The sequence below is a fragment of the Faecalimonas nexilis genome, from assembly GCF_059731825.1.
The window spans coordinates 1475358-1501821 of record NZ_AP029189.1 but is presented as its reverse complement, the minus strand read 5'-3'; the positions used below and the strand labels follow the sequence as shown (position 1 = coordinate 1501821).

At 41.2% G+C, this 26464-nt stretch carries 25 protein-coding genes; 4 read left to right on the top strand and 21 right to left on the bottom strand.

Annotation, left to right across the window (positions count from 1 at the left end):
* Nucleotides 1-94 precede the first annotated feature (94 nt).
* A complete protein-coding gene (locus tag AC6I5B_RS07535) occupies nucleotides 95-1195 on the top strand; it encodes a pyridoxal phosphate-dependent aminotransferase (RefSeq protein WP_497773722.1) in 1101 nt (366 codons plus the stop codon).
* A 64-nt stretch (nucleotides 1196-1259) separates the two neighbouring features.
* Here AC6I5B_RS07535 and AC6I5B_RS07530 read toward each other — a convergent pair whose 3' ends face one another.
* The 7 genes from AC6I5B_RS07530 to AC6I5B_RS07500 all read right to left on the bottom strand — a co-directional run bounded on the left by AC6I5B_RS07530 (nucleotide 1260) and on the right by AC6I5B_RS07500 (nucleotide 8443).
* Complete coding sequence (locus AC6I5B_RS07530; protein WP_022250894.1) at nucleotides 1260-1604, bottom strand: cupin domain-containing protein; 345 nt, start codon at nucleotides 1602-1604, stop codon at nucleotides 1260-1262.
* 124 nt (nucleotides 1605-1728) lie between these two features.
* The gene (locus AC6I5B_RS07525; protein ID WP_497773721.1) at nucleotides 1729-3705 is read right to left on the bottom strand and encodes an FtsX-like permease family protein; all 1977 of its coding nucleotides are present in this window, start codon (nucleotides 3703-3705) and stop codon (nucleotides 1729-1731) included.
* Complete coding sequence (locus tag AC6I5B_RS07520; RefSeq protein WP_497773720.1) at nucleotides 3689-4456, bottom strand: ABC transporter ATP-binding protein; 768 nt, start codon at nucleotides 4454-4456, stop codon at nucleotides 3689-3691. The genes AC6I5B_RS07525 and AC6I5B_RS07520 overlap by 17 nt, the downstream gene beginning before the upstream one ends.
* A 149-nt stretch (nucleotides 4457-4605) precedes the next feature.
* Nucleotides 4606-5511, bottom strand: a complete 906-nt coding sequence (locus tag AC6I5B_RS07515; protein ID WP_071144276.1) for a DNA/RNA non-specific endonuclease — start codon at nucleotides 5509-5511, stop codon at nucleotides 4606-4608.
* 14 nt (nucleotides 5512-5525) lie between these two features.
* A complete protein-coding gene (locus tag AC6I5B_RS07510; RefSeq protein WP_497773719.1) occupies nucleotides 5526-6530 on the bottom strand; it encodes a sensor histidine kinase in 1005 nt (334 codons plus the stop codon).
* Nucleotides 6527-7201 (bottom strand): response regulator transcription factor, encoded by a 675-nt coding sequence (locus AC6I5B_RS07505; protein ID WP_004613956.1) that lies wholly within the window; start codon nucleotides 7199-7201, stop codon nucleotides 6527-6529. Before AC6I5B_RS07505 ends, AC6I5B_RS07510 begins: the two co-directional genes overlap by 4 nt.
* A 45-nt stretch (nucleotides 7202-7246) precedes the next feature.
* A complete protein-coding gene (locus AC6I5B_RS07500; protein WP_004613957.1) occupies nucleotides 7247-8443 on the bottom strand; it encodes a transglutaminase domain-containing protein in 1197 nt (398 codons plus the stop codon).
* A gap of 77 nt (nucleotides 8444-8520) precedes the next feature.
* Here AC6I5B_RS07500 and AC6I5B_RS07495 point away from each other — a divergent pair, with 77 nt between their 5' ends.
* Nucleotides 8521-9786: a peptidoglycan-binding protein gene (locus AC6I5B_RS07495; protein ID WP_004613958.1), complete on the top strand. Its 1266-nt coding sequence runs from the start codon at nucleotides 8521-8523 to the stop codon at nucleotides 9784-9786.
* Nucleotides 9787-9864: 78 nt separating this feature from the next.
* Here the strand turns inward: AC6I5B_RS07495 and rseP are convergent, their stop codons facing one another.
* From rseP to pyrH, 6 genes are all read right to left on the bottom strand, one after another.
* On the bottom strand, nucleotides 9865-10893 hold the full coding sequence (gene rseP, locus AC6I5B_RS07490) for an RIP metalloprotease RseP (protein WP_004613959.1): 1029 nt from the start codon (nucleotides 10891-10893) through the stop codon (nucleotides 9865-9867).
* 1 nt (nucleotide 10894) lies between these two features.
* Nucleotides 10895-12040 (bottom strand): 1-deoxy-D-xylulose-5-phosphate reductoisomerase, encoded by a 1146-nt coding sequence (gene dxr / locus AC6I5B_RS07485; protein WP_004613960.1) that lies wholly within the window; start codon nucleotides 12038-12040, stop codon nucleotides 10895-10897.
* Between the two features lie 15 nt (nucleotides 12041-12055).
* Nucleotides 12056-12859 carry a phosphatidate cytidylyltransferase gene (locus AC6I5B_RS07480; RefSeq protein WP_497773718.1) on the bottom strand — a complete coding sequence of 268 codons (804 nt, stop codon included), beginning with the start codon at nucleotides 12857-12859 and terminating at the stop codon, nucleotides 12056-12058.
* Nucleotides 12860-13573 (bottom strand): undecaprenyl pyrophosphate synthase, encoded by a 714-nt coding sequence (gene uppS, locus AC6I5B_RS07475; protein WP_004613962.1) that lies wholly within the window; start codon nucleotides 13571-13573, stop codon nucleotides 12860-12862.
* A gap of 97 nt (nucleotides 13574-13670) precedes the next feature.
* The gene (gene frr / locus AC6I5B_RS07470; protein ID WP_022250887.1) at nucleotides 13671-14222 is read right to left on the bottom strand and encodes a ribosome recycling factor; all 552 of its coding nucleotides are present in this window, start codon (nucleotides 14220-14222) and stop codon (nucleotides 13671-13673) included.
* A 23-nt stretch (nucleotides 14223-14245) separates the two neighbouring features.
* Nucleotides 14246-14941: a UMP kinase gene (gene pyrH / locus AC6I5B_RS07465; protein ID WP_004613964.1), complete on the bottom strand. Its 696-nt coding sequence runs from the start codon at nucleotides 14939-14941 to the stop codon at nucleotides 14246-14248.
* 171 nt (nucleotides 14942-15112) lie between these two features.
* Between pyrH and AC6I5B_RS07460 the strand changes: the two genes are divergently transcribed.
* A complete protein-coding gene (locus tag AC6I5B_RS07460; protein WP_004613965.1) occupies nucleotides 15113-15508 on the top strand; it encodes a hypothetical protein in 396 nt (131 codons plus the stop codon).
* Between the two features lie 41 nt (nucleotides 15509-15549).
* Here the strand turns inward: AC6I5B_RS07460 and AC6I5B_RS07455 are convergent, their stop codons facing one another.
* Both AC6I5B_RS07455 and AC6I5B_RS07450 read right to left on the bottom strand, forming a co-directional pair.
* The gene (locus AC6I5B_RS07455; protein ID WP_497773717.1) at nucleotides 15550-17118 is read right to left on the bottom strand and encodes a ClC family H(+)/Cl(-) exchange transporter; all 1569 of its coding nucleotides are present in this window, start codon (nucleotides 17116-17118) and stop codon (nucleotides 15550-15552) included.
* 13 nt (nucleotides 17119-17131) lie between these two features.
* Nucleotides 17132-19375 (bottom strand): DUF4125 family protein, encoded by a 2244-nt coding sequence (locus tag AC6I5B_RS07450; protein WP_004613967.1) that lies wholly within the window; start codon nucleotides 19373-19375, stop codon nucleotides 17132-17134.
* Nucleotides 19376-19575: 200 nt separating this feature from the next.
* Between AC6I5B_RS07450 and AC6I5B_RS07445 the strand changes: the two genes are divergently transcribed.
* On the top strand, nucleotides 19576-20541 hold the full coding sequence (locus AC6I5B_RS07445; RefSeq protein ID WP_022250883.1) for a C39 family peptidase: 966 nt from the start codon (nucleotides 19576-19578) through the stop codon (nucleotides 20539-20541).
* A 39-nt stretch (nucleotides 20542-20580) separates the two neighbouring features.
* Here AC6I5B_RS07445 and AC6I5B_RS07440 read toward each other — a convergent pair whose 3' ends face one another.
* The 6 genes from AC6I5B_RS07440 to AC6I5B_RS07415 form a co-directional block, all read right to left on the bottom strand.
* Nucleotides 20581-21531 (bottom strand): tRNA-dihydrouridine synthase family protein, encoded by a 951-nt coding sequence (locus tag AC6I5B_RS07440; protein WP_004613970.1) that lies wholly within the window; start codon nucleotides 21529-21531, stop codon nucleotides 20581-20583.
* A 17-nt stretch (nucleotides 21532-21548) separates the two neighbouring features.
* Complete coding sequence (locus AC6I5B_RS07435) at nucleotides 21549-23174, bottom strand: hypothetical protein (protein ID WP_004613971.1); 1626 nt, start codon at nucleotides 23172-23174, stop codon at nucleotides 21549-21551.
* The gene (locus AC6I5B_RS07430; protein ID WP_004613972.1) at nucleotides 23167-23868 is read right to left on the bottom strand and encodes an ABC transporter ATP-binding protein; all 702 of its coding nucleotides are present in this window, start codon (nucleotides 23866-23868) and stop codon (nucleotides 23167-23169) included. Before AC6I5B_RS07430 ends, AC6I5B_RS07435 begins: the two co-directional genes overlap by 8 nt.
* Before the next feature lie 103 nt (nucleotides 23869-23971).
* On the bottom strand, nucleotides 23972-25387 hold the full coding sequence (locus AC6I5B_RS07425; RefSeq protein WP_497773716.1) for a GH25 family lysozyme: 1416 nt from the start codon (nucleotides 25385-25387) through the stop codon (nucleotides 23972-23974).
* 15 nt (nucleotides 25388-25402) lie between these two features.
* Nucleotides 25403-25876: a pyridoxamine 5'-phosphate oxidase family protein gene (locus AC6I5B_RS07420; protein ID WP_004613975.1), complete on the bottom strand. Its 474-nt coding sequence runs from the start codon at nucleotides 25874-25876 to the stop codon at nucleotides 25403-25405.
* Nucleotides 25873-26463, bottom strand: a complete 591-nt coding sequence (locus AC6I5B_RS07415) for a GNAT family N-acetyltransferase (RefSeq protein ID WP_004613976.1) — start codon at nucleotides 26461-26463, stop codon at nucleotides 25873-25875. The genes AC6I5B_RS07420 and AC6I5B_RS07415 overlap by 4 nt, the downstream gene beginning before the upstream one ends.
* Nucleotide 26464: the final 1 nt, after the last annotated feature.

Sequence of the window (26464 nt, the reverse complement as noted above, 5' to 3'; positions counted from 1 at the left end):
TATGTTTCTTTCGTTGCATTTTCTCCAAATATCATTATAATAAATTATAGCATCATTCTACTATTTCTGGCAAGCGAATATAAAGGAGGGTTTTATGAAGAAACATGCACAATTTCACGGAAGTGATCTAGAAGAAATAGAAAAAATTTACCATATACCAAAAGAAGAGATTGTCTGTTTTGGTGCTAATGTCAATCCGCTTGGATTGTCCGCACAAGTAAAAAAACAACTTTCCGAGCACCTTGATATCATCACCGCTTACCCTGACAGGAAGTACAGTTCTCTTCGTCAGGCAATCGGGCAATACTGTGACATCGATCCGAACTATATCGTAGTCGGAAATGGCTCCACCGAATTGATTTCTCTTTTGATTCAACATCGCACACCTAAAAGCGCGTTGCTGCTCGGTCCAACCTATTCGGAATACGAACGAGAGCTCTCTCTTTGCGGCGGCAAGCTTTCCTATTATACGCTCTCTGCTGCAAAGGATTTTCAATTGGATGTATCAGATTTTTGTCAAAATCTCAATCATACTATTGATCTGCTGATCATATGCAACCCCAATAACCCTACTTCTTCTGCAATCTCTGTGTCAGATTTGAAAACTATCGTTCAGACCTGTCAGAAGTTGGATATCTTTGTGATGATCGATGAAACTTATATTGAATTTGCCTCCTCCATTCCAGCGCTCAGCGCTGTCTGCCTTGTCCCTGATTACGATAACCTGATGGTATTAAGAGGTGTGTCCAAGTTCTTTGCGGCACCGGGCTTAAGACTTGGATATGGCATGACAAGCAATGAAGATTTTCGCAACATTCTGAAAGAGTATCAGAATCCGTGGTCGTTAAACAGCATCGGGGCATTCGCGGGAGAATTGTTCTTACAAGACACCGACTATATTCAAAAGACAAGACAATTAATCGAAACAGAACGGACAAGAATATATGAAACCTTGCAGACGATACCAGAACTGAAAGCATTCAAACCTTCGGCAAATTTTGTTCTGGTGCAGATTTTAAAGGAAGGCGTAACTTCATTTGATGTGTTCGACAATCTGATCCGTCAAAAATTAATGATTCGAGATTGTTCTTCTTTCCAACAGTTAGATGGCGAATTTATCCGCTTCTGTATCATGAGTCCTGAAGAGAATACACGACTGCTGCATGCACTCAAGACATTTTTTTCGGAAAACTAAGTAATACAAAAAGGCCGGATATGTGCATCTCGTTATAAAACGGCTGCGTATCCGGTCTTTTCTCCTATTTTTTTAAGATCAGTGCAACAAACACCAAATCTCTTTCCCCTGTATTTTTCAATCCATGTCCATCACCATCTTTACAGAAAAATACATCTCCTTCTTTCGCCGGAATCTCTTCTCCATTGTCTACATACACCCCGTTTCCGGAAAGGATATAATATGTCTCAGTCTCTCCATGATGCTCATGATATCCAAGTACCGCTCCTGGTTCCAGCGTCACCTCTCCGAACAATCCACAGTGTTCTCCCATCTGTTCCTTGTCAATGAGAACTTCTTTTCTGAGAATACCTTTTCCACCGCTTGCACCTTCAATTCGTTCTACAATTCTTTCCTCTTTTGTCGTCATAACTGTTCCCTCCATTTCATTTCACTACTTGCTATCATAGCACCCTCCAGCCAATTTGACAATGTCTTTGCGCAGAGAAGACGCAGCAAAACCTCTTTCATTTCACTGCGCCTTTTCACAATATTTATTTTACAATCCGGTAATATTCTTTTGCGGTAATCGCAAATACAATCGCATAAAATACTGCAAACACAATCACTGTAATAATCGTGGATGTCATAAACAATGACACATTTGTCAAATTCATCAGTGAAAGAAGTTTTGTGATTACTTTAAACGCCACCGCTATATGCACAACCGCAACTACAAGCGGAAGGAAGAATACGATCATTACCTGACTTCGGATCGACTGTTTTACCTCACGTCTGCTCATACCGACTTTCTGCATGATCGCAAATCGCTCTTTATCGTCATATCCTTCTGAAATCTGTTTGTAGTAGATAATCAGTACCATCGCCATCAGGAACAGTGCTCCTAAAAAGATGCCAAGGAATAAGAAAGATCCATAAAATGAATACATCATGTCGCGCTCTAATTCCCTGCATTCTACCGGGGATAATGCATCGATTTTTCCCAATGAATTACGAATCTCTTCCAATGCCGGAAGCTGGTCTTTCACACTCTCACGAAAATCAATATTTCGATAATAACGATTTCCCATATTGTCTGCGTAAGTTTCTGAGAGATGATCGATTATCGACTGGTTTGGTACTATCAAATAATAGATATCAATCATCATATATGTTTCTTTATCCACCTTCATATCTTTCAGGTTTTTTCTGACTTGATATGTGGTTCCATCTATCTCGATCTCGGACGGTTTGCTCTTACTTTTCGTTGAGTATAAAAGCACTTCATTTTCAGATAGCTCAACATTTTTGTGTTCCAGTTTATTATAAGTGTCCTGAGTCATCAAATACATGCTTCCATAAGACCCTTCTTTGACAGAAGTCATATCATCTTTAGACAAGATAAACTTATTTTGTACTCGGTTGACCGCAAATGGTGTCGCCTCATACTGCTCATCATTCCGGTAAGTAAGCCCATATTTTTCTACTATATCTGTGATGGTCTGATCAATGGATGCTTTTTCTTCCTCCGACAACTCCGTTCCGGAAATTGTCACATCATGCGGAAATCTTGTCTTTAATATATCCTCCATCCCAACATACAATGCCACTGTTGTGGAGACCATAACAAGCACCATCGTACTCAAAATACAAATGTTGGCAAGTCCCACCGCATTTTGTTTCATACGATATAACATTCCTGAAACAGATGTAAAATGTTTCGTATTGTAGTAAAATTTTTTATTTTTCTTTAACAGTTTCAATAAAGCAATACTTCCTGCTGTAAAAAGTGCGTATGTTCCGATGATAACAAGTATCACGGCGACAAAAAACAGACCCATTGCTGTAAGCGGTGATTCCGTTGTCTGTGCGATATAATATCCGCCTCCCAGTGCAGCCACGCCGATAATAGTCATAATGACTTTTGTTTTTGGTTCTTTCTCGCCCTGTTTTCCACCATGGAGCAATTCAATCGGATTGGCAAGTTTGATCTGGATCAAATTAAAGAGCAGATTCGCCGCAAAGATCCCACTAAACAAAAATAATGTCCCGCTAATTGCTTTTATTTCTATTGAAAACTTCAGCGCTACGTCAAAATGTAACATTTTGAGCAAAAACAAAAAAATCAGTTTGTTGAGGAGAATCCCTCCGCCAAGTCCAAGAATCAGACTGATCGCAACCACAATCAGTGTCTCACATATAAGCATTTTGGCGATGTGGCTCTTTCCAAGACCCAACACATTGTAAAGTCCGATTTCTTTTTTTCGCTGTTTCATCAAAAAACTATTCGTGTAAAACAGAAAGATCACTGCAAAGATTCCAACTACACATGTTCCATATGAAAGAATAATCATTAAGCTGTCTGACCCCGGCATCTGCCGGATTCCTTCATTATATACAAGAGAATGCATGATATAGAACATTGCAATCGTGACCACACAGGTAAATATATACGGCACATAACTTTTCCGGTTTTTCTTTAAATTTGTGACTGCCAGTTTTCCATAAATTGAACTACTCAATGCCGTCACCCCCTGTTGTCAACACCGTCAACGTATCAGAAATTTTCTGATAAAGTTCTTCATTGGAAAGGTTTCCGCGATATAACTGGTGGAACACTTCTCCATCTTTGATAAATAGTATTCTGTTTGCCGTTCTTGCCGCTTTTACACTATGTGTAACCATCAAGATCGTCTGCCCATCTGTATTGATTGTGTTAAACAATCTCAAAAGTTCTTCCGATGCCTTCGAATCTAAAGCTCCTGTCGGCTCATCTGCCAAAATCAACTGTGGTTTTGTGATCAACGCTCTTGCAACTGCTGCCCTCTGCTTCTGTCCCCCGGACACCTCATATGGATATTTGTTCAACAAATGTGTGATGCCAAGCTGCTCTGCAATCGGGCGAAGTCTGCTTTCCATCTCCGGATATTTTTTCCCTGCCAATACAAGCGGAAGGAAAATATTGTCTCTCAAAGAAAACGTATCCAATAAGTTAAAATCCTGAAATACAAAGCCCAAATTCTGTCTTCTGAATGCAGCCATCTCACGTTCTTTGATCGTAGTTAAGTCCCTTCCCTTTAAGAGAACCTTTCCTCCTGTCGGTTTATCCAACGCAGCCAAAATGTTCAAAAGAGTTGTTTTCCCAGAACCAGATTCTCCCATGATTGCCACGTACTCTCTCGGCTCCACCGAAAAATTCACATCCGCGAGCGCCTGCACCTGGTTCCCTCCAAAACGGGTCGTATATATTTTTTTTACATTTTTTACTTCTAATAATGCCATATCATTTCCACCTTTCTACTTTGTCTCTTTCTTGAATGCTCCTTTATTGTATAAGAAAAGATTTTTCCCTGCCATAATTTCAGGTGACAATTTTGCAATCCAATCTTACACTTTTGTAAGGTTCAAAATGACTGGTTTGATTTGCTTTTTTATGGCTTACATCTGCCACATGGTTCATATCCCTTTTGAATCAATTCTTCTCTGGTTCCCTCATAGGTCTCTTTATTTTTTCCCTTCATATCTTTGACGCTTGAACAGGTTGGTTTGTGGAACTTCTTATTGTTCGTGTTCAAAACGTAACTCTCTACCTGATTATCTGAAGCCTGATTTGTTTGTTCTGTATCTGTTTCATGGCTGTCTCCGGTTGCATAATCAATCTCAATCCCAGGCTGTACGTTGTACACATACACATGAAAAGAAAGTCCTTCTCCTTCATCTTCCACAGACTCTGCCTCCATTTCCACGCCGGATGCAACAAGATTATCCCCCTCATAAATCGGTGTTACACGGTAACGGACATGATGTTCTGTCTCTTTTATATAATCTGCCACCATGTTTTCAAATGGAAGCATTCCATCCACATTCATATATCTTGTCCCCGTAATGAGATTCTTTTCATTGGCATTTTCCGCAGTGAGCTGATAGCCAATCAAATGACACCGATTATACAAATACTTTCCATCTACATTATCATACTTGACCGTATGCCATCCGGATGGTTTGATCTGCCCGATTTTTCCTCTTTCCTCATTTGGCATCAACTCTTTTCCAATCATCGCTTCCGCCACGCCACATCTGCCTTTTGCATCCAGTTCACTGTAGGACTCAAACACATCTTCATCAAGTTCTGCCTCCGTAAAATCCGGTTTGTTATCATGAATCGTGACATAGGGTTCTCCCGCATATTCCGGTACTGACTCAACCTCAATATGCTTTGTCACTTCAATCTGCTTACCATCGTTTTGTACGGTTTTATTCAAGTTCTCGCAGCCTGTCACAGAAAACACCAGTACTACTGCCAGACAAGCCGCTATTTTTTTTCTTATGTTACTCATCTTACTTCTCCCTTTTACTCTAATCGAAAATCATCACGGTTCAAATTCAAAAAGATTTTTGTTCCTTTTGACACTTCCGATGATATATAAATTCTATGATTTAATTTATCGACGATGCTTTTGCAAAGATATAGGCCGATTCCCGTCGATTTCTTATCTGTTCTTCCGTTATACCCGGTAAATCCTTTTTCAAACACACGTGGAAGATCTTCCTGCCAAATACCAATTCCGGTATCTTCTATCACCAGTACATTCTCTTTCTTTGGTTCTAAATAAATAGAAATCGTTCCTTCATTCGTGTACTTCAGTGCGTTGGATAAAATCTGTTCGACAACAAGGCCAAGCCACTTTTCATCTGTCAGTATCTTATTCTCAATCGGCTCATATTTCAGTTTTATTTTCTTGAGAATAAATAACTTAGAGTATTTTTTTACTGCAGGTTTGATAATCTCATCCATCGAGTACCACTGCAGCTTTAAGTCTGATGCCATATTCCCCAAACGGATATAAGACAGTGCCATCTCCACATACTGTTCAATTTTAAATAGCTCCATCTCAAGCTCAGTGCGTTTTTCAAATGAAATCTCCTCAGCAGCCTGAAGTAAAATCCGCATTGCGGCAATCGGTGTTTTTATCTGATGCACCCAAAGACTGTAGTAATCAAGCATTTCTTTTCTAGCGATATTGTTATCAGACTCTATTTTCGCTTTCCCCTCGAACAGTGTATTAACCATCTCCTGATAATACCTCTCCACCAGATCCTCAGGTTCTCCATCCTCCGGGACACAGATATTGATATTGAGATACTGTTCCTCCATCCGCTTACATTTTCCATAATATTTCACAAAATCAACAGCAAGAAGAATCACCTCCACACTAAAACAAAGTGCAAATGCATACCACACGGTGTCTGGCGATATATCATACAACATTAAAATGACTGTAAAAATCACAGCGAAACTAAAGCTAATTCCTATCCATCTTTTATTTTTCTTCCAGTATGATCTGAATTCTTTCATGTCTCTATAATATATCCAATCCCTTTCTTTGTCTTTATAAACTCTACAGCAGCAAGTTCAGCAAGTTTCCGCCTAAGCCTTGTGACATTGACTGTCAGTGTATTGTCATCCACAAAAGCATCGCTCTCCCAAAGTGCCGTCATCAACTCTTCTCTTGTCACAATTTTTCCTGCATGCTCCATCAAAACCTGCAAAATCTTAAATTCATTTTTAGTCAATTCCGTCTTTTTTTCTTTATAGCTTACAATCCCATCATTCAGATTCAGCAACAGTCCCTGATGCTCCAGAACATTTAAATTTCCCTGAAATGAGTAGGCTCTTCGCAGCATTGCCTGCACTTTGGCTGTCACAACATTCAGATCGAATGGTTTTTCAATAAAATCATCGCCGCCCATATTCATCGCCATCACAATATTCATATTATCGGATGCCGACGACAAAAATACAATCGGTGTCTTTGCTATTTTTCGTATCTCCGTACACCAGTGAAACCCATTAAACAGTGGCAATATAATATCCATCAGCACCAGCTGCGGATCAAACTCCAAAAAATCATTCATCACATTTTTAAAATCTTTGACATAGCGCACTTCATAGTCCCATTTTTCCAAATGACTGCTCAGTGTCTTCGCAATCATCATATCATCTTCTACAATCAATATCTTATACATGGTACTCCTCCTTCTTCGCTCTCTATTGTAACACATAAAAACAGATTATTCATAGCTCCAGAAAATGCTGATTTTATGCAGTATTTCTTCATCTTTATAAGAATATTTGACACGGGATAACTGATATAATTTTCCCAAATACTCCGCGGCCTCTTTCACCATTTCTTCCAGCATCGGCTCTTTTGCTTCTGCATATACCGCTTCATTTGCAAATTTAAAAACGACCTGGCTTTGCTTATTTTGAATGCTCTCTTTCATCTTTGCAAGAATGGTATCTTTTTCATATGTCTCATAATACATCCCATTCAACACATAATAATTCGCATCTTTAGCCGTGCATTTTGGAAGTGCGATCACATCATCCGGCTTATGGGTCTGAAACAATTCCTCCTCCGAGATACAGAGGTAATCATAAACAATATTTGTGTCCACTTCCTCCAAATACACCGGGTCTCCCCATGTTGTATCCACATAGTAATAGTCTTCTCCACAAGAGACCAAATTCCACGCATGCGGCACCTCTTCACTTGATTCAGGACGCTTGGCTGTCCCTGTCACATAAGTGCAAAATACATTCAACCGCTCCAATAAATACTGCGTCGTTCTCGCATAGCCTGCGCAGACAGATTCCCCGTTAACCAATACACTGTAAATATTCTGATTGTCTGAGGCTCCTTCCCTGTAATCCGTATGGTTGATCACATATTCATATACATATTGAATTTTTTCATACTCTGCCCCATCCTTCGGCGCTCCATCAAGCACTTCCTGTGTTATTGCATCAATCTCTTTTTGTTTGCGCTCCCGCTCTTCTTGTCCATACTGATATTCAGGGTTTAAAACAGAATAGCTTTCTGTTCCTTTTTGGTAAATCGTTGTCTTCCCTCTTCCGTCACACCAGAAAATCTCCGGATAATCATTGAGCACAAATTGAAACAACTGATTGTTCTTTTTTGCATCTGCACTGTGCAGATAAATTTCCCCGTTTCCATCCAACACTCCTTGCAAAATTTCCTGATACACCACTTTGTCTTTTTCAGACAACGATTCATAATAATATTTTTGTGCCGGATTCGTCTCTTTCAAATTGACCTTTTGATACGGAATTTCATTTCGCTTTTCATAGCTTCTTTTCCATTTTAATCCATATGTTCCAACCATCCCCAGAACAACAACGACCGCTACACTCATTCCAATGCCCAAAATCATTCCGAGACAACCTCTCTTCTTTTTTCTCGCCATATTTCTCTCCTCTTTTATTCACAATCCCTTTTTTTCAGAATATCATAACAGTAATAGATTTCCTATGAGGTATTTTTATGAACCGTATCACTACCGCACAGATTGACAACGCTGATAAAGGAAAACTTCAGATCAATGTCACCTCCGACATAAATTCCTATCCAATCTCAGAGGCTAAAATATCCATTACTTATACCGGCGTTCCAGGATCTCCGATTGAAGAATTGACAACCGATTCCTCAGGACAGACCGAAGTGTTGGAATTAGATACACCACCACTTGAATACAGCCTAAATCCAACTATCGAATATCAGCCATATTCCGAATACACTCTGAATGTGTCTGCTCCTGGTTTCGAACCACTAAGCATTGCCGGGGCAGAAATCCTTCCGGACGTCACCGCCATCCAGAATATTACTATGCACCCGATGACCGATCCAGAACCTCCGGAAGATGTATTTGTTATTCCCGCTCACACATTATATGGAGAATATCCACCTAAAATTCCAGAAGATGAAATCAAGCCTCTGCAGGAAACCGGCGAAATTGTACTGAGCCGGGTTGTCGTACCGGAATACATTGTCGTTCACGACGGCTCTCCGCGAGACAGCACTGCAAAAAACTACTATGTCAAATATAAAGATTATATCAAAAATGTGGCGTCCAGCGAAATTTATGCCACATGGCCACAGGATACTATCCGTGCAAATGTGCTCGCGATTATGTCATTTACACTAAACCGCGTCTATACTGAATGGTACCGGAATCAAGGATATGATTTTACAATCACTTCCTCAACTGCCTTCGACCACAAATGGATCCCGGAACGTAACGTCTTTGATACAATCTCAGAAATCGTAGATGAGCAGTTTGCAAGCTATCTGTCCCGTCCAAATGTCAGGCAGCCAATTTTGACTCAATACTGTGACGGCAGGCGTGTCCAATGTCCGAACTGGATGACACAGTGGGGTTCCAAGGCACTCGGCGACCAAGGATACTCACCTATTGAAATTCTGCGCTACTACTACGGTGACAATATGTACATTAATACTGCTCAGGAAATTTCCGGCGTACCTTCCTCGTGGCCTGGCTATACCCTTTCCAATGGTTCTTCCGGGGACAAAGTTCGTCAGATGCAGGAACAACTCAATGTGATTGCCGGTGCCTATCCTGCAATTCCAAAAGTTGCTGTGGACGGCATCTATGGTCCTGCGACTGCTGCCTCTGTGCGAAAATTCCAATCCGTCTTTGGACTCCCTGAAACGGGAACAGTCGATTATCGCACATGGTATAAAATCTCCGAAATTTACGTAGGAGTCTCCAGAATTGCTGAGCTCGTGTAAGGCAACACCTTCAATTAGGGACAGGGGTATGTTCAATTGGGGACGTAGTAAAATTCAATTTTACTACGTCCCCAATTGTTAAAATAATCTCTTTATATCGTTAAACATCACGAATATCATCAGCGCAAACAACAGCATCAATCCCGCGAAATGCACCATACCTTCTTTATCCGGCGGCACTCGTTTGCCTCGTATCGCCTCAATAAACAAAAACACAAGTCTTCCGCCATCCAATGCCGGAAATGGTATCAGATTCATCACACCAAGGTTGGCTGATAATAAAATGGCAATATTCATCAATTCTATAATCACAACCGATAATCCATATGATTTACTCTGCTCATACGTATTTCCGACCATGTCAACGATACCAACGGGTCCGGATAGCTGATCAACTCCCACCTGCCCGGTGACAAGCATCTTCAAACTTTCTAAAGTGGTACAGATCCAAAATTTCACTTCATAAGCCCCATACTGCAACGCCGTGAACAAATTCGCCTCTTCGTTCTTGCCAGGAGACATCAACCCTAGTTTGTATGCTCCGTTTTCATCTTTTTGAGGCGTAATTGTCACCTCATGTTTTTCCCCATCTCGCTCATATGTGAGGTCTACCGTTTCCCCCGGATGGAATACATTAAAGTAAAGCACCTCACGCCAAACATTAATTTTCTTTCCATTCATCTTAAGAATCCGGTCTCCAGCCTGCATTCCTTCTACCTCCGCAGAATATCCTGGTGTCACACCGGAAATCACCGGTTTATCATAGCCAACCCACGCAACCAGTATTACCGCAAAAATAAATGCCAATATAAAATTAAAAATCGGTCCGGCTGCAATAACAGAAATTCTTGCCCAGACAGGCTTTGTGTTAAAACTTCCCTCGGACATATCCTCCACATCATCTTCGCCCATCATACAGGAGCCTCCGATTGGAAGCAGTTTGATCGAATACCTTGTATCTCCGGCTACTTTGCTGAACAGGCGGGGACCCATTCCGATAGAAAACTCCTCCACATGGATTCCATTCTTTTTCGCCAGCAAAAAATGTCCCAGTTCATGGATTGTCACAATCAGTCCGAACACCAATATTGCAAGTATAATTCCCATTTTACCACCACCTGCTTTCTATCTGTTCATATACTTCTTGTTCCGTCTGTAAAATCTCATCTACCGATGGATCTGCTATCGTTTTGTGTGCCTGCATACAATGCTCGATAATCTCTGGTATCTCCAGATACTTAATCTTTCGCTCCAAAAACTTACTAACTGCAAGTTCATTCGCCGCATTGAATACCGTCGGAAGTGACCCTCCCTCTTTTCCCGCTTCAAATGCAAGACGAAGTCCATAGAACGTCTCCATATCCGGTTTTTCAAATGTCAGCTTTGACAATGCTGCAAAATCCAATCTGTCTCCCGGCAGAAATCTTCTCTCCGGATAATATAATGCATACTGTATCGGCAGTTTCATATCCGGTGTTCCAAGCTGCGCAATGATCGCGCCGTCCACATATTCCACCATCGAATGAATGATACTCTGCGGATGCACAACGACCTCAATCTGATCAAGTGACACATCAAAAAGCCATTTTGCTTCAATGACTTCCAAACCTTTGTTAACCAATGTAGAAGAATCGATTGTAATCTTTCTTCCCATCTCCCAATTGGGGTGTTTCAGTGCATCTTCGACCTGAATATTGAGAAGTTCTTCTCTTGTCTTTTGGCGGAAAGGTCCGCCCGATGCCGTCAGTAGAATCTTATGAAGCGCTTTCTCCTGTCCCCCCTGAAGAGACTGAAAAATGGCGCTGTGTTCACTGTCCACTGGAAGAATCGCCACCTGATATTCTTTTGCAAGCGGCATAATGATATGTCCCGCTGTCACCAGTGTCTCTTTGTTCGCAAGTGCAATGTCTTTTCCTGCCTTGATTGCCTCAATTGTTGGGCGAATCCCAATCATTCCCACAATCGCAGTCACAAGGATCTCACTCTCTTCCATAACAGACAGTTCAATGAGTCCCTCCATGCCTGACACAATTTTGATATTCAGATCCTTCACATTCTCACGCAGCTCTTTTGCGCGTTCCTCGCTCCATACTGCCGCCATCTTCGGATGAAATTCCCGAATCTGTCTCTCCAAAAGTTTGATGTTATTCCCTGCCGCAAGTCCAAGTACCTCTATATCCTTATTTTCTCGGACAACTTCTAACGTCTGTGTTCCTATGGATCCTGTAGATCCCAGTATTGCTATTTTCTTCATGAAACATCCTTTCTTTTATCGCATCAATGCGACCGCCATATAATAAATAATCGGTGCTGTAAAGATCACACTGTCAAATCGGTCTAAAATTCCACCGTGTCCAGGAATCAGTTTTCCGTAATCTTTAATATCATGGTTACGCTTGATAGCAGATGCAGCCAAATCTCCCACCTGGGAAATCATTCCGCCAACACCGCAAATAACCGCATATTCTAACGCATTTGCGTCCGCTCCTGATGCAAACTGATTGATTGCAAGTGCATAAATTACTCCCAAAAGTGCTGCCCCGAGAATTCCCCCGATACCGCCCTCAATAGATTTTTTCGGGCTGAGCTTCGGCGCCATCTTATGCTTTCCAATCAGCATTCCGACACAGTAAGCACAAGTGTCACATCCCCATGAACAAAGGATAATGAGCCACACTAAATATGCCCCCTGTGTAAGCTCTCGCGTCTGGTAAACATAAGATAACATCACTGCCACATAAAACAGTCCGAAAAACGTAATCATAATCTGTTCTGATCGATACTTCGGATATGAAAATACATACACCGCCATAATGGCAACTAAAAATGCAATCGTAAGTAATGTCACCATATCAGCTCTTCCCATACGGATCATCCCATAATAGACGATACACGCCGCATAACCTACCACACCAAGTAATGTGTTGTGCCCTTTCAGCACTTTATATAATTCACTCATTCCAATCAGACTGATCAGCAGCACTGTTGCGAACAGGATATCACCTCCACTGATGATTGTCACCAATGCGATTAGGACAAGCAAAATTCCACTCAGTAATCTTGTCTTAAACATCTATTCTTCTCCTTCCTTCACGCCCCCAAAACGTCTGTCTCTACTATTATAATGCTCAATGGCTTTTTTCAATTCCTCTTTCGTAAAATCCGGCCACAATACATCTGTAAAATAAAATTCACTGTACGCAAGCTGCCATAACAAATAGTTCGATAACCGCTGTTCCCCACTTGTGCGGATCAGAAGATCCGGATCCGGAATATCATGTGTATCCAAATACTGTTCAAATACTGTTTCGCTGATTTCGTCTGCATGCAAGCGTCCGTCCTCACAGTCTGTACACATCCTTTTCATCGCACGGATCATCTCATCACGGCTTCCGTAATTTAATGCAATTTGAAAATTCAATCCATCATTATTCTTTGACGCTTCCTCAAGCTCATCGATTCTTTTTCGAATATCATCATCCAGGGCGGTCTTGTCGCCAATCACCCGGACTTTCATACGGTTTTTCTCTGCCGTTTTCAGGCAGGTCTTCATATAATTTCTGAGAAGTTTCATCAATGCATCCACTTCACTTTTCGGTCTGCTCCAGTTCTCCGTCGAAAACGCATAGACTGTCAGATATTTGATTCCCATCTTATATGCCTCTTTACAGATGCGCTCCACATTCTTGCTTCCCTGTGCATGCCCATAGTTTCTTGGCATCCCTTTTTTCTTTGCCCAACGACCATTTCCATCTAAAATAATCGCCACGTGCTGTGGTACGTTCATACAACGTCCTCCTTTTCTTTTGGTGCATACTGTCAAAGAAGATAAGCAAAGTCTGCATCTTAGCATTCCTCACTTATCTTCTTGCTCATCTTATCTCTTAAACAGTAAGAACTTCTTTTGATTTTGCTTCTACTGATTTATCTACTTCTTTGATGTATTTATCTGTTAATTTTTGTAATTCTTCTTCTAATCCTTTGATCTCGTCTTCAGAAACATCGCTTCCTTTTAACTTCTTAAATGCGTCATTTCCATCACGACGGATATTTCTGACTGCAACTTTTGCTGCCTCACCTTTTTTCTTAACATCTTTTACAAGTTCTTTTCTTCGTTCTTCTGTCAGTTCCGGGAACACAAGGCGAATTACTGTACCGTCATTTGTCGGATTGATTCCGATATCTGATGTCAGGATTGCTTTTTCAATCTCTTTTACCATACTCTTTTCCCATGGCTGAATCTGAATCATACGAGCCTCTGGAACAGAGATATTTGCCACCTGCTGAATCGGTGTTGCTGAACCATAATAATCTACTGTCAGCTTATCTAAAATGTGTGGGTTAGCGCGCCCTGCACGGATTGTTGCAAGCTCTGCATCCAGACTGTGTAATGTTTTCTGCATCTTTGTATCATATACCTGTAATTTTTCGTTCATAATCATATCCTCCAAAATCTCTCTTATACTGTCACTTTTGTTCCTGTGAATGTACCTTTCATTGTCTCAACAATACTGTTTTCTTCATTCAATCCGAAGACTAACATCGGCATCTTATTCTCCATACATAAAATAGACGCCGCAAGATCTACAGCCGCAAGACGTTTGTCAACCGTCTCCTGAATTGTGATCTCATCATATTTTTTCGCATCCGGGTTCAACTTCGGATCGCTGTCGTAAATACCGTCAATTGCCTTTGCAAGCAGCATTGCATCCGCCTCAATCTCAATCGCCCGAAGAACTGCTCCTGTATCTGTTGAAAAATATGGATGTCCTGTTCCTCCTGCAAAGAAAATAACCTTTCCACTGTTTAACGCCTCAACTGCTGCGTCTTTTGAAAACAGACTTGTAAATGCGCCGCATGTAAACGGTGTGAAAATCTCTGTCTTCATTCCAACATGTCTGAAAATATCAGATACGTAAATACAGTTCATAACCGTTGCAAGCATTCCAATCTGGTCTGCCTTTGTGCGGTCGATCGTCTCACTTGTTCTTCCTCTCCAGAAGTTCCCGCCGCCTGTCACGATTGCGACCTGGATCCCATCGTTTACCAGCTGCTTTACCTGATTGGCAACCCCGATACAAGTTGCCTCATCAAAACCAGTCTTTTTATCTCCTGCTAAAGCTTCCCCGCTCAGCTTTAATAACACTCTTTTCATATGTCTGCTCCTTATTCTATTTTTTCCTCTTGTGTTTCATTATTATATCATAAAGCTTTCTTCGTGCACAGTCTATTTTGCTATCCTTTTAGAAAATTTTAACTTTTATTTATATTTAAACCATATTTTTTCCCATCCAAACATGCTATGATACTTTCAGAGGTGAACAATATGAAGGAAAAATTACAACATTTTATGATGGGACGCTATGGCATCGATTCATTTTCCAAATTTTTGCTTGGAGTGACTGTTTTCTTCTGTGCCATAGATTTGTTTTTTCATAGCGTCGTTTTGAATTCCTGGACACTGCTTTTACTCATTTATACCTATTACCGTGTGTTCTCAAAGAACCATAGCAAACGGTATCAGGAAAATATGAGATTCTTACAGATAAAGAATAAGCTTTTAGCAAGATTCCAGCGTGAAAAATCACACATGCAGCAGCGGAAAACACATCATATTTATACTTGTCCGACATGTAAACAAAAGATCCGTATTCCAAAAGGAAAAGGACGTATCTGCATTACCTGTCCAAAATGTAAGACAGAATTCACACGGACAAGTTAAAAATCAGCATCGGTACACAGCTCTGTGAACCGATGCTATTTTTACTCCTGTATTTGTTCTGCACACAACGCCTCCATTTTCTCATGTACATAAGAAAAATCCCTCTCGTCATTTATCGTAACAATCACATCGCTTGCGGACAAAATAGTCCCTCCTTTTGGGATGATCTCTTTTTCGCCACGCTTAATCGCAACTAAAAGGCAGTGTTTTGGCCAGTCAATCTGCGCTACCGCTTTATGTACCAACAAAGAGCCATGCATGATAACATGCTCAGATAATATCTTCTGACCCGTTGTTTTCACCTGCTCTTCCCCCCGATTTTTCAAAAGTCTGCCCAGCAAGCTTTCATAAATCGGCTCTGATTTCATCAAACTTGCGACCACATATGCCACAATCGAGACAACTGACAGCGACAGCATCTGACTTAGCGATCCGGTCATCTCAAAAATCAAGATAATTCCGGTAATCGGCGCTCTTACTATCGCAGTAAAATACCCGGCCATAGCAAGCAGGACAAAGTTATTGATATACTCCGGGCTCATTCCGAAATATGTCGTTCCGACCATTCCAAAAATACCGCCGATAAATGCCCCTAACACCAGAAGCGGAAAAAATATTCCTCCAGGTGCACCACTGCCAAAACAAATGGCAGAGAACACAAACTTTGCGACAAGCAAAAAAACAACACTTGTAAGAGCCAACTCTCCATGGGTCAAAGCATCGATCAGATTATGCCCGCTTCCAAGAAGTTCCGGCATGATAAATCCCAAAACACCCGCTAACAAAAATGGGAGCATAACTTTTGTGATTTCGTTTAATCCTTTTGTCTTTTTATAAAGTCCTTGTACAGTTAACGTAAACCAATTATAAAAAGCTCCCATCACACCAAGGATGACACCAAGCAGCAGAATCATCCAATAATAACTCTGTGGTAATGCATGCCCAATATCAAATTGAAATACCGGATCCAGTCCAAATACCTTTGAAGAAATATAATCTGCCGTAATCGATGAGGTCATGACAGACACGAGCACAGACACTGAAAAATTCTTATGAATTTCTTCAAGTGAAAACATCACCCCTGCAAGAGGTGCATGAAATGCCGCAGATAGTCCCGCACTGGCACCACAAGTCAGCAAAAATTTTTCTTCTGTCTTTCCCCTGTCAAGCATTTTGGAAATTCCTTTTCCCGTCATTGCGCCAAGCTGAATGGACGGGCCCTCTCTTCCAAGAGAAAGTCCGGCAAACAAAGATAAAAATCCTCCTAAGAACTTTGCTGGCAGCACTCTATACCACCGCTGATTCAGTTTCCCGATCATCTCTCCTTCAAGCTGTGGAATTCCACTTCCTGAGATCATCGGCTCCCACTTCACAAGCAAGCCTACAATAACCGCAAACAGTACCAAAATAACGAACCACAAACACATCTTGACCGGAGAACCTTTTGCATAATGCAAAATCATCTGCAGCCACTCTCCTACATATGCCAGCACAAGCCGGTATAGCAGCACAATTCCCCCCGCCACTGCTCCAACTAGAAGACCTTCTCCAATCAACACCATATGAAATCGTTCCGCTCTGTTTAGAACGTACGACGTATCCTTTTTCACTTTTCTCTCACTCCTATTTTATTTCTGCATCTTCCAACGTTTTATAGCCATAAAATGCCGTTGTATAGCGCATGATTTCTTCTGTCATATTTTTTTGTTCCTGCACAAACGCCACAATACGTCTTCCATAGAGCACCAATGTCTGCATAGAATATGTCTTAAGTTCTCCCCGCAGATAAGTCTCAAAAGAAATATCATACAGTGTATCTTCCGATGTGTGGATGATTCTTGCCTGTCCGGACAGGTGCGGATATTTTTCAGCAAACTCCTCTCGCCATCCAACCTGAATCGCCACAATCTGCTCAACCATAGCCTGTTTTTCTTCTGAAATCTTCGGAAGTCCCGTGGCAATCGCTTCGTATTCTTTTGGAGCTGTAGACTCCATCATATAAGCATACTTTTCCATCACCAGATTTCTTCCCTGCGCTTTTCCCTCTTGAAGATCCTGCCAGTAACTCTCCAAAAGAGGCAGATCCCATATCAAAAACTGGCTTTTGCGCATCACATCAAACGTCTCAAAATCATCCTGACACGCAGCACGCCCGCCTGTATTTCTCACATTTTGAAACATCTCCCACTCCATTTCTACAATTTGTTCTATTATCGGATTCATCTCTTCTTTCGCCTCCAAAATTCTTTCCACATGCAATTCCAAAAACGTCTCCTCCCCATATGTCAGGTTTTGTCGTTTCAGTTCTTCTAACAGCCTTGCACAAATTTCTTCCACCACGCTCTCCCGTTCTCCTTCTGAAGAAAGTACCTGTTCAAACAGCGGTTTCAATTCACTTAAGCGTTCTAGATTTTCAAGACCTCTCCACGCCCATTTATAATACGGCATATACCTTCGATTCAAAAGATATGCTGTCCGCATTCCTTCCCGCACAAATTCGTCTAGCGCAAGATTTGCTGCTACAATATCATTTCGTTTTTTACATCTTCCATAATTATACTGCCCGGCTTGTGCTGTCAGCGCAACGGCATTTGCAAGTCTTCGTTTCCAGACAGCAAATGGCATTCCATTTTGCAGTTGTTCCCGAATTGCCGAAAATTCTCCCAATGGGTCATCAAACATCTCCCCATTCACTGCCATGGCAAGTTTTTCGTCTTCCATCTCACTCCATGCACCGTTTCCGGTAAACTCTTCATAAAATTCAGGAATACTTAGCACTCCCACACGTCCGCCTCCTCGCTTTGAAGTATTCCGTGCCGGATAACCCATAAAAGCCTTCGGGAGCGCCTCATATGCTTCCTGCATCTTTTGACCTACTTTTTCATAGTCTTTCTCCGTAAGCCAAAGACAGAATCCCGGTCCAAAATCATGATCCTTTGACCACATGTCGTCAAACCCGAGACACTCTGAGCCATGCCCAACAAGACCTGCTGCCACACGATCTGCATATTCTGGAAATTGCTCTTTTAGCATCGCTTTCCCGTAAGTCTCATAGTAGCATTTTGACAATTCGAGACCTGAAATCTCTTTTTTCGGTCTTCGTATGTTCTCATAAGTTTCTTTCGCCTCTTTTTTCAGATACTCTGCCTCTTTTGCAAATCCAGCTTTCGAAAGCACAATTGCGCAGTTTTCACAAGTCATTGCATAAGACTCATTCTTCCCAAAATGCGCCAAAATCTCCCGCAATGCTTCTGTATAGGCCGAAATTGCTTTTTCCAATTCTCCCTGCTCATAGTGCCCCTGTGCAAGAAGTGCCAACGCACCGCAATAGTGCGCATCTTTTTCTTCACATTCCTCAAATCGTTCAATCGCCCTCTGCACATATTCAATCCCTTGTGCAAATTCTTCCTTTTCATAGCAGACTGACGCCAGATTTGCATAGGTTGTCGCCTCTTCCACTTTATGATCCGGAAGGTTTCTAACAATTGCAAGCGCCTGCAAAAGACAGCTCTCTGCCGTCCCATAGTCTTCTTTTTGCTGAAATGCCATACTCATATTATTATAAAGTCCCGCCAAACGCTCATCTTGAATTCCAAGATTTTTGAAAATCTGTTCCGCTGCCCGGTACATCGCAATCGCCTTTTCGCACATACCTGCTGCTCGATATGCGGTCGCCGCATTCAAAAGTGTCGTCCCATGCGCCTCACTCTCCTGTAAACCAAGCTCTTTCACCAGTTCCAGCATCTCTTTTGAAATCTTTAGCGCCTCCTCATAGTTGCTGATACTTCTATAGTAACCAATCTGTTCATTTCCCTGAACCAATCTTTCCATTGTTCCTGGATCTATCTGTTTGTTTTCTTCCTGCATTTTGTTTCCTCATTTCCTGCCCCTTTCGGCATTCTTTTACACTATTTTTTATTATAGCCAATTTCATGCAGTAACACAACCTGCAGAAATTCTGCAATGTAATCTTAATTTATTTTAATAAATTTATCACTTTTCATTAAACACTTTTTTTGTTACGTGCGTTATAATATTTTTACTATGTACAAGAGAGGATTTTATTTATGGATTCAAGAAATTTAGATCATATAAATTACAGTTACACTGATTCAGAACGCGCTAAAAGAAACGCGCTAAAAAAACGCAGAAGAAAGCAGCTTCTCATACAAAGATGCGTCTTTTTTCTCATCGCCCTGCTTTTTCTGATACTCTTGGGAAAAACAGTATTCTCTATCAAAGAAAAATTATTTCCAAAGATAACGTCTTCCGAAGGGAACAATACTTCTGCAAATAAAGCAAAGAAAAAAATTGAATTCACACCGATCCCATCTGACACTGCTTCATTGCCTTCCGATGTCGTGACAAACTTGAATAACATGGCCGCAAGCGACAAGCGTGTCGCAGAAATTGTGAACCACTACGACCAGTATCCTGCTGATTTGCTGGAACTGCTCTCAAAAAATACCGAGGCAACTGATTTCGTTCTAAATTACCCATCTGAAAAGGACAAGCCTTGCGCCGATACAATCGGCGATGTCACAAAAGGGGTAATTCCGCACCTTCTTCAATGGGATACACGATGGGGCTACGGAATCTACGGGGATAATTTTCTAGCCATCAACGGCTGCGGACCAACTTCCCTTGCAATGGTAGTTTCCGGACTGACCGGAGACAATACGATCACCCCATATAAGATTGCACAATATGCAGCTTCCAACGGACTCTATGTTCCGGAATCCGGTTCCAGCTGGGAACTGATGCGGATAGGCGCCAAGCAATATGGAATCACCTCTCAGGAACTTGTATTAGATGAATCTGTTATGGCAAACCAACTCGCTTCTGGGCACCCGATTATCTGTAGTATGCGTCCCGGAGATTTTACTACTACCGGACACTTTATTGTGTTGAACGGATATGAGAATGGACAGTTTCATGTCTTGGACCCAAACAGCAATGCAAACAGTGAAAAGTTGTGGAGCTACGAACGACTTTCTCCACAGATTAATAATCTTTGGGCATTTTCTATTTAAAAAGAAGGAGCCAGATCAATTTGATTCTGACTCCATTCTTTATTTTACTAATTTTTGATTCAGCGGGTAATCTGAAAACAACCTTTCGATACATTCCTCATACACATGCCGTTTTTCTGCCTTTTTGATCTTCTTGGCAGCCTTCTCTGCTCCTTCAAATAAATGTATCATGAAAAACCACAATTCTTTCATCTTAAAAAGAACCGCCCGGTCTCCCGAAAGAACTTCCTGATTCTTCCTGTAAAATTCATCTTGAAATGCACGCAATACTTCTTTATCTAAGCTTTTACCCTCACAAATCAGATTCAAAAGTCCTGGATTTACCATCACCCCGCGCCCAAGCATCACACGCTCCACCTGCGGATACTCCTTTTCAAACGCTTCAAAATGCGACTTAATAAACAGGTCCCCATTATAGCAAAGCCGATTTTTGCTTTCTTTCACTGCCTGTCCAAATACTTCCATATTTGGTTTGTTCTTATAAAAATCTGCCCTCACCCTCGGATGGATAATCAGTTCTTCCATCTCGAACTTATTATAAATGTTTAAAAGCCGCTCAAATTCTTCTGGATGCTCCACCCCGATTCTTGTCTTGATGGAAATCTTTGATTCTGTCCGCTCAAAAATTTCGTATAGAAAGCGTTCCAGCTCATCCGGATATCCCAAAAAGCCGGATCCTTTTTTCTTTGCGGTAACTGTCCCAGACGGACATCCCAAATTCAAATTGATTTCTTCATATCCATACTCCCGAAACTCCTGTGCCGTCCGGATAAAATCCTCCGCATTATTAGTCAGAATCTGCGGGACCACACAAAGCCCTTGATTGTGCTGTGGCAGAATTTCTTTCAACTCTTTCGGTTTGAATCCACGATTTGGATGCGGTACGATAAACGGAGTAAAATATTTATCCATTGGATGGAAAAAATGATGGTATACATTCCGATAAACATATGTCGTCAGCCCCTCCAACGGCGCCAGATAAAATTTCATAATTGTCTTCTCCTCTTCTAACGAATTTTAAATGTCTTCGGTGCAAACCGAAACACGCAAAAATATGACAGCGGAATAAAGATGATTGTCACAGCAAGCACTCCCAATGTAAACAGCCATGAACCTGTCTGTATCTGCAGACAAAGATAGCATCCAAAATACACCAGTGCATTTACCACCGAAAAAATAGGGCTTTTCACCGTCTTTTCTTCTGTATATGGCTGCGTGATATAGTACATAAACAGATGAAACAGACAGAAAAATGCGGATAATAGCAAGGAGCCTGCCATCAACGGTATCACTTTCCAAACAGCTAGTATCTCACCACACAGAAGAGTCCAAAGAAGAATCATCCCGCAGATTATAGCCGCCGGAACTGCATCTAGCATCAATAATTTTCTAAGGCGTATCTTAAAATTTTTCAAGATTGCATCTGCTTCCCGGTAATATCCATATTTCAGCAGACTGATATCACAGTTAAAAAACATTGCCTTACAAATTCTTCCACCTGTGGACTCCAAATACATGACAAATACCATGACCGGCATCATCTGCGTCATCGCCTCAAATGTCTTTTGTTTCATCTGCTCTCCCACAAATAACAATGCCACTGCCCCAATCAGTCCAACTGCCAAGATGATGATGATTCTGCTTTTGACCGCTCTTGAAACAATTCTTTTATGGCGTTCAAAGAAAATGGCATTCAAATAGTCATACCCTTCTTTTTCCTCGTATTTTCTCGAGCGCAGTTCCTCTTTGGAAATATCCTTATCCTGAATCTGCACATCTGCAGCCCGAGCCTCTTTTACCGCATCATCCTGCTCTAAAAAATCTTTCAGGCTGACCATCTTTTTCGCAAAAATCGTATATCCCCCATACTTCCACACTTTCGAGAAACAAAACATTCCTACTAACGTGAAACTCAAAAAGACAACAACTTCTGCCATCACATATCTATCAAAAAACAACCTTGGGACTGCTGCCGCCACTCCATATCCGAGTGCTAATATGATTCCAAACATTAAAAATGTTTTTCCTAAAGATTTCCAAAATACTTTTTTCCCTTTTTTCTCGGAATGTCGATAGTGTTGTAAAATTCCGGCATGCCCAATGTATCGTGTAAAAAACAATGATACAACAAACAACGCAGATTCCGCTCCAAATCCAAACCACAATAGCGGTACTAAAAAGCAGATGGTATCTTTCACTCCTTTTAGTACCATCTTGGAGCGATAATGCTGTGCCGCCGGAATCCGCATCACATGCAGCAACACATAATCCTTTTTTGCCCCTTCCGTCAGGTTTGACACCAAAAAACTTCCCGGCAAAAAAGAGAAAATTAAAAACAAGTAGACCATTACTGCTTTTTGATCTACAAAAATCCCTTCTTTTTCCCAAAATCCCTGAATCCAATTCGCCGGCAGCTTAATCATCAGCAAAAAGTACAAAAATGTACCAACAAATGCACCTATCACGGAAAACACAACCGGTATGGCACCAATCGCCTTCTTGATATCCGTCTCTCCATACAGACGGTACGGTATTTTCTCTCCGACAAGCGGTAATTTTCTCACATAATAGAGCAGAACATTGACCTGCTGCACAAAGACAAGCATCCTTCCCTGAATGATGGTATTAATCATGCTGTTCCTCCTTCAGCGCCTCAAAAATCTTCTCTTCAAATTCAGGCGCCCCAATCATATTGTGGTCAATTGCCTCCAGTTTTCCCTGATTCAAAATGACAATCTCATCACATAGATCCTCTGCAAGTTCCAAAATATGTGTCGAAAAAATAATGATGTGATCTTGCTTCATCGCTTTTAACATCTGCTTAATCTCATGCGCCACAACGACATCAAAAGAAGTCAAAGGCTCATCCAGCAGAATCACCGGAGGCTTCGTAATCAAAAAGCAGATCATCTGCATTTTATTTTTCATTCCATGCGAGTAATCCTTAATCAGACGGTACCAGTCTTCTTCTTTGATCTTAATCATATCAAAGTACTCCGGAATTGACTTTTTATCCTTAATCTTATCTTTATTGATATCAATATAAAACTTGAGAAATTCATATCCTGTCAAAAATTCTGGTAAAATCGGATGCGCATATGTAAATCCGATTTGTGAAAAGTCCAAAATATCATCCGCTCCGTCATATAACGCAATCTCACCGTCACAGGAAATCTCTTTGCTGATACAATTGAAAAGTGTTGTCTTTCCTGCCCCGTTTCTTCCCAACAGACCATATATCTTTCCTTTTTCAAACACAAAACTTGCACCTTTCAGAACTTGTTTTTGATCAAATGCCTTCTGCACTTCTCTGAGTTCCAACCTCATATCTCCACTTCCTCTCCAAATAAAAAAGTAATATTGTATTATTATTTTAATACAATATTACTTTTTCTTCTTTTATTTGTCAATATATTCTTTTGTACCGACTCTATTGTACAACTTCCAAATAGCTGCTGATACAATATAAAGTCTGTCCATTATATTCTACTCTGGACCACCCTTCGTTCGACACGCCGGTACGCACGATGACTTCCCCATTTTTTAATTCTGCAATAACTTCTGATGGCGACTCCACACTAGGACGATTGCGAAGATTTGTCACTTCTTTTGCCGTCACATTTTCAGATACATCCGTAAACTTTGTCTTAAACTCACTTTCAGTCTCCTGCGGCGTCACATAACTCAAATCTGTTGTCAGATAATTGCTGACACAGTACACAGTCTGCCCATTGTAGATTATTCTCGACCAGCCGTTATTTCCCACTCCTGTTCGAACTGCTGTCTCTCCGTTTTTCATGCTTCCTACGATATTATCATCACTTCCTTGTTCCATCGTACTTCGAAGATTCACCTCGTCTTTTGCCGTCACCTGCTCTTCCACTTCTGTAAAATTGACTCCCACCTCTACATTAGCTTCCACTTGCTCTGCTCCGTTTTCATCTACCGCCTGCTGGGACTGACTATATCCGAAATAAGCGACATTAAAGTCAACCGCACCTTTGATTCCGTCCATTTTTCCCTGATTGGTGTACTGCCACATTACATGGTCACCTGTATAGTCAGATTTTGTTTTTTCCGGCCATGTCTGATCCGAGTACTGTGCAACCCAGATACGATAATTTAAAGAAAGATCATCTGCATTCCACAAATTATTGTCATCCAGTTCATTTTTCGCTGCATAGAACATTCCTGTGTAAGATCCTTCTTCAATAGATTTGAGAAATGCATCTGCCAGTTTTGTCCGCTCCTCAACCGAAAGCTCAAACTGTCTGCTGGACGGATTTTGAAAACCTTCACAATTGTAAGCGACCGGATATGTCACCGGATATCCTGAAAGCAGATTCTTCGTCCATTCTGCCTCCTCTTTTGCCTCTTCCTCTGTCACTGCCGTGGAAAAGAAATAAGCTCCGATTTTCAGCCCATTTTTGGATGCTTCCTGCAGATTGTATTTCGCACAGGCATCTTCTTTAATCTCCCCGTTCTTCATACCACGATATCCCACACGGATCATCGCAAAATCAATTCCGCTGTCCGCAACTGCCTTCCAGTCGATATTCCCCTGAAATTCAGAGACATCGATTCCGGTTGTGATCTCATCTGTCTCATATTGAGATGCCTTCAAGTCCGGAAGCTGCACTTTTGCTTCCTCTTTTTCTTCTTCAATCTTTGCCTGCGGATCTTCCTGCGCATTCTCCGCTTTGTTTTTTGCGTTGTTCTCTTTTTCATTCGCAAACAGAAAGTAACAAAAAACAGCCAATCCGATTACAATGATTGCCACACTGACAGAAATCGCGATGATCATCTTTTTGTTTTTACGGTCTTTGTTGAAAAAATTTTTCTGCATCTTTGTATCCTCCTCTTATCTTCTGCACGTCTTTCCGGTGTAAGACTCTGCAATTACTTTTATCACAGCCACACTATCTGCCATCTGTTCTGAGATTTCAAACTCTTTTCCGGTCTGATGCCACATCAGTTTGGAAAGAGCTAAACGCTTTTCCTCTGTATGTTCAAGAATCGTCGCTTTTCCGTTTCCCATCACGCAAGCATATTCATAACCATATGCACAAGGTGTATTTGCCTCAATCAGCGCATGTTCACAGTCCATCTCAAAACACACCTTCAAATTTTTTTGAATTGCACGCAGCTTTCTTCCTTCCTTTGCACTGTGAAAATAGAGCGCTAAAGATTCTTCTTCAAATTCATAACCAAAATTTAACGGCACCAGATACAAGCCTTCTTCGTCCTGCATGGCAAGTCTGCATACTTTACATTTCTCTATGATATCTCTGATTTCCTCTATGTCTGTGATCTCTCTGTCTTTTCTTCTCATCATATTCCTCTTTTCATTTTATCATATTTCATCTCATCAAACCATATAACTTTCTCCGGTTTTTCCACATGTTCCCCAATATATTTTTCCATCCACACCAAGTCATACCAGCGTCCAAATTTGTACCCACATCTACGAAATCTGCCCACAAATCGATATCCCATATGGTTGTGGAACTCTACACTGTTTTTGGTCAAATAAGGATCATCATCATCCACATACGCAATGCAGGCATTCAGATTCAATATATTCTGTTCCGATAAAATTTTCTCCAACGCCTCATACAGCATTCTTCCAATTCCATCTTTTCTCCCATCCTGCCGAACATAAATGGCTGTCTCCACAGACCGGTCACATGCTGCCCGCTCATTGAACACCCCCGCGTAAGCATATCCAATCAGTTCTCCGTCTCTCTCCGCTGCCAAATAAGGATGCCTCTTTAAAATATGTTCTATTCTGTCTCGAAACTCTTCCACCGTCGGAACCTCATACTCGAATGTAATCGCAGTGTGCTTCACATATGGTGCATAAATTTTCAAAAGTTCCTCTGCATCTTCGGGTTTCGCAATTCTGATAACACTCTTTGACATA

What these genes read in the sequence shown, in the direction of transcription:
- AC6I5B_RS07535 (WP_497773722.1), top strand. Translation starts at nt 95, where the DNA reads ATGAAGAAACATGCACAATTTCACGGAAGTGATCTAGAAGAAATAGAA.
- AC6I5B_RS07530 (WP_022250894.1), bottom strand. Translation starts at nt 1,604, where the DNA reads ATGACGACAAAAGAGGAAAGAATTGTAGAACGAATTGAAGGTGCAAGC.
- AC6I5B_RS07520 (WP_497773720.1), bottom strand. Translation starts at nt 4,456, where the DNA reads ATGGCATTATTAGAAGTAAAAAATGTAAAAAAAATATATACGACCCGT.
- AC6I5B_RS07515 (WP_071144276.1), bottom strand. Translation starts at nt 5,511, where the DNA reads ATGAGTAACATAAGAAAAAAAATAGCGGCTTGTCTGGCAGTAGTACTG.
- AC6I5B_RS07510 (WP_497773719.1), bottom strand. Translation starts at nt 6,530, where the DNA reads ATGAAAGAATTCAGATCATACTGGAAGAAAAATAAAAGATGGATAGGA.
- AC6I5B_RS07505 (WP_004613956.1), bottom strand. Translation starts at nt 7,201, where the DNA reads ATGTATAAGATATTGATTGTAGAAGATGATATGATGATTGCGAAGACA.
- AC6I5B_RS07500 (WP_004613957.1), bottom strand. Translation starts at nt 8,443, where the DNA reads ATGGCGAGAAAAAAGAAGAGAGGTTGTCTCGGAATGATTTTGGGCATT.
- AC6I5B_RS07495 (WP_004613958.1), top strand. Translation starts at nt 8,521, where the DNA reads ATGAACCGTATCACTACCGCACAGATTGACAACGCTGATAAAGGAAAA.
- rseP (WP_004613959.1), bottom strand. Translation starts at nt 10,893, where the DNA reads ATGGGAATTATACTTGCAATATTGGTGTTCGGACTGATTGTGACAATC.
- dxr (WP_004613960.1), bottom strand. Translation starts at nt 12,040, where the DNA reads ATGAAGAAAATAGCAATACTGGGATCTACAGGATCCATAGGAACACAG.
- AC6I5B_RS07480 (WP_497773718.1), bottom strand. Translation starts at nt 12,859, where the DNA reads ATGTTTAAGACAAGATTACTGAGTGGAATTTTGCTTGTCCTAATCGCA.
- uppS (WP_004613962.1), bottom strand. Translation starts at nt 13,573, where the DNA reads ATGAACGTACCACAGCACGTGGCGATTATTTTAGATGGAAATGGTCGT.
- frr (WP_022250887.1), bottom strand. Translation starts at nt 14,222, where the DNA reads ATGAACGAAAAATTACAGGTATATGATACAAAGATGCAGAAAACATTA.
- pyrH (WP_004613964.1), bottom strand. Translation starts at nt 14,941, where the DNA reads ATGAAAAGAGTGTTATTAAAGCTGAGCGGGGAAGCTTTAGCAGGAGAT.
- AC6I5B_RS07460 (WP_004613965.1), top strand. Translation starts at nt 15,113, where the DNA reads ATGAAGGAAAAATTACAACATTTTATGATGGGACGCTATGGCATCGAT.
- AC6I5B_RS07450 (WP_004613967.1), bottom strand. Translation starts at nt 19,375, where the DNA reads ATGCAGGAAGAAAACAAACAGATAGATCCAGGAACAATGGAAAGATTG.
- AC6I5B_RS07445 (WP_022250883.1), top strand. Translation starts at nt 19,576, where the DNA reads ATGGATTCAAGAAATTTAGATCATATAAATTACAGTTACACTGATTCA.
- AC6I5B_RS07440 (WP_004613970.1), bottom strand. Translation starts at nt 21,531, where the DNA reads ATGAAATTTTATCTGGCGCCGTTGGAGGGGCTGACGACATATGTTTAT.
- AC6I5B_RS07435 (WP_004613971.1), bottom strand. Translation starts at nt 23,174, where the DNA reads ATGATTAATACCATCATTCAGGGAAGGATGCTTGTCTTTGTGCAGCAG.
- AC6I5B_RS07430 (WP_004613972.1), bottom strand. Translation starts at nt 23,868, where the DNA reads ATGAGGTTGGAACTCAGAGAAGTGCAGAAGGCATTTGATCAAAAACAA.
- AC6I5B_RS07425 (WP_497773716.1), bottom strand. Translation starts at nt 25,387, where the DNA reads ATGCAGAAAAATTTTTTCAACAAAGACCGTAAAAACAAAAAGATGATC.
- AC6I5B_RS07420 (WP_004613975.1), bottom strand. Translation starts at nt 25,876, where the DNA reads ATGATGAGAAGAAAAGACAGAGAGATCACAGACATAGAGGAAATCAGA.
- AC6I5B_RS07415 (WP_004613976.1), bottom strand. Translation starts at nt 26,463, where the DNA reads ATGTCAAAGAGTGTTATCAGAATTGCGAAACCCGAAGATGCAGAGGAA.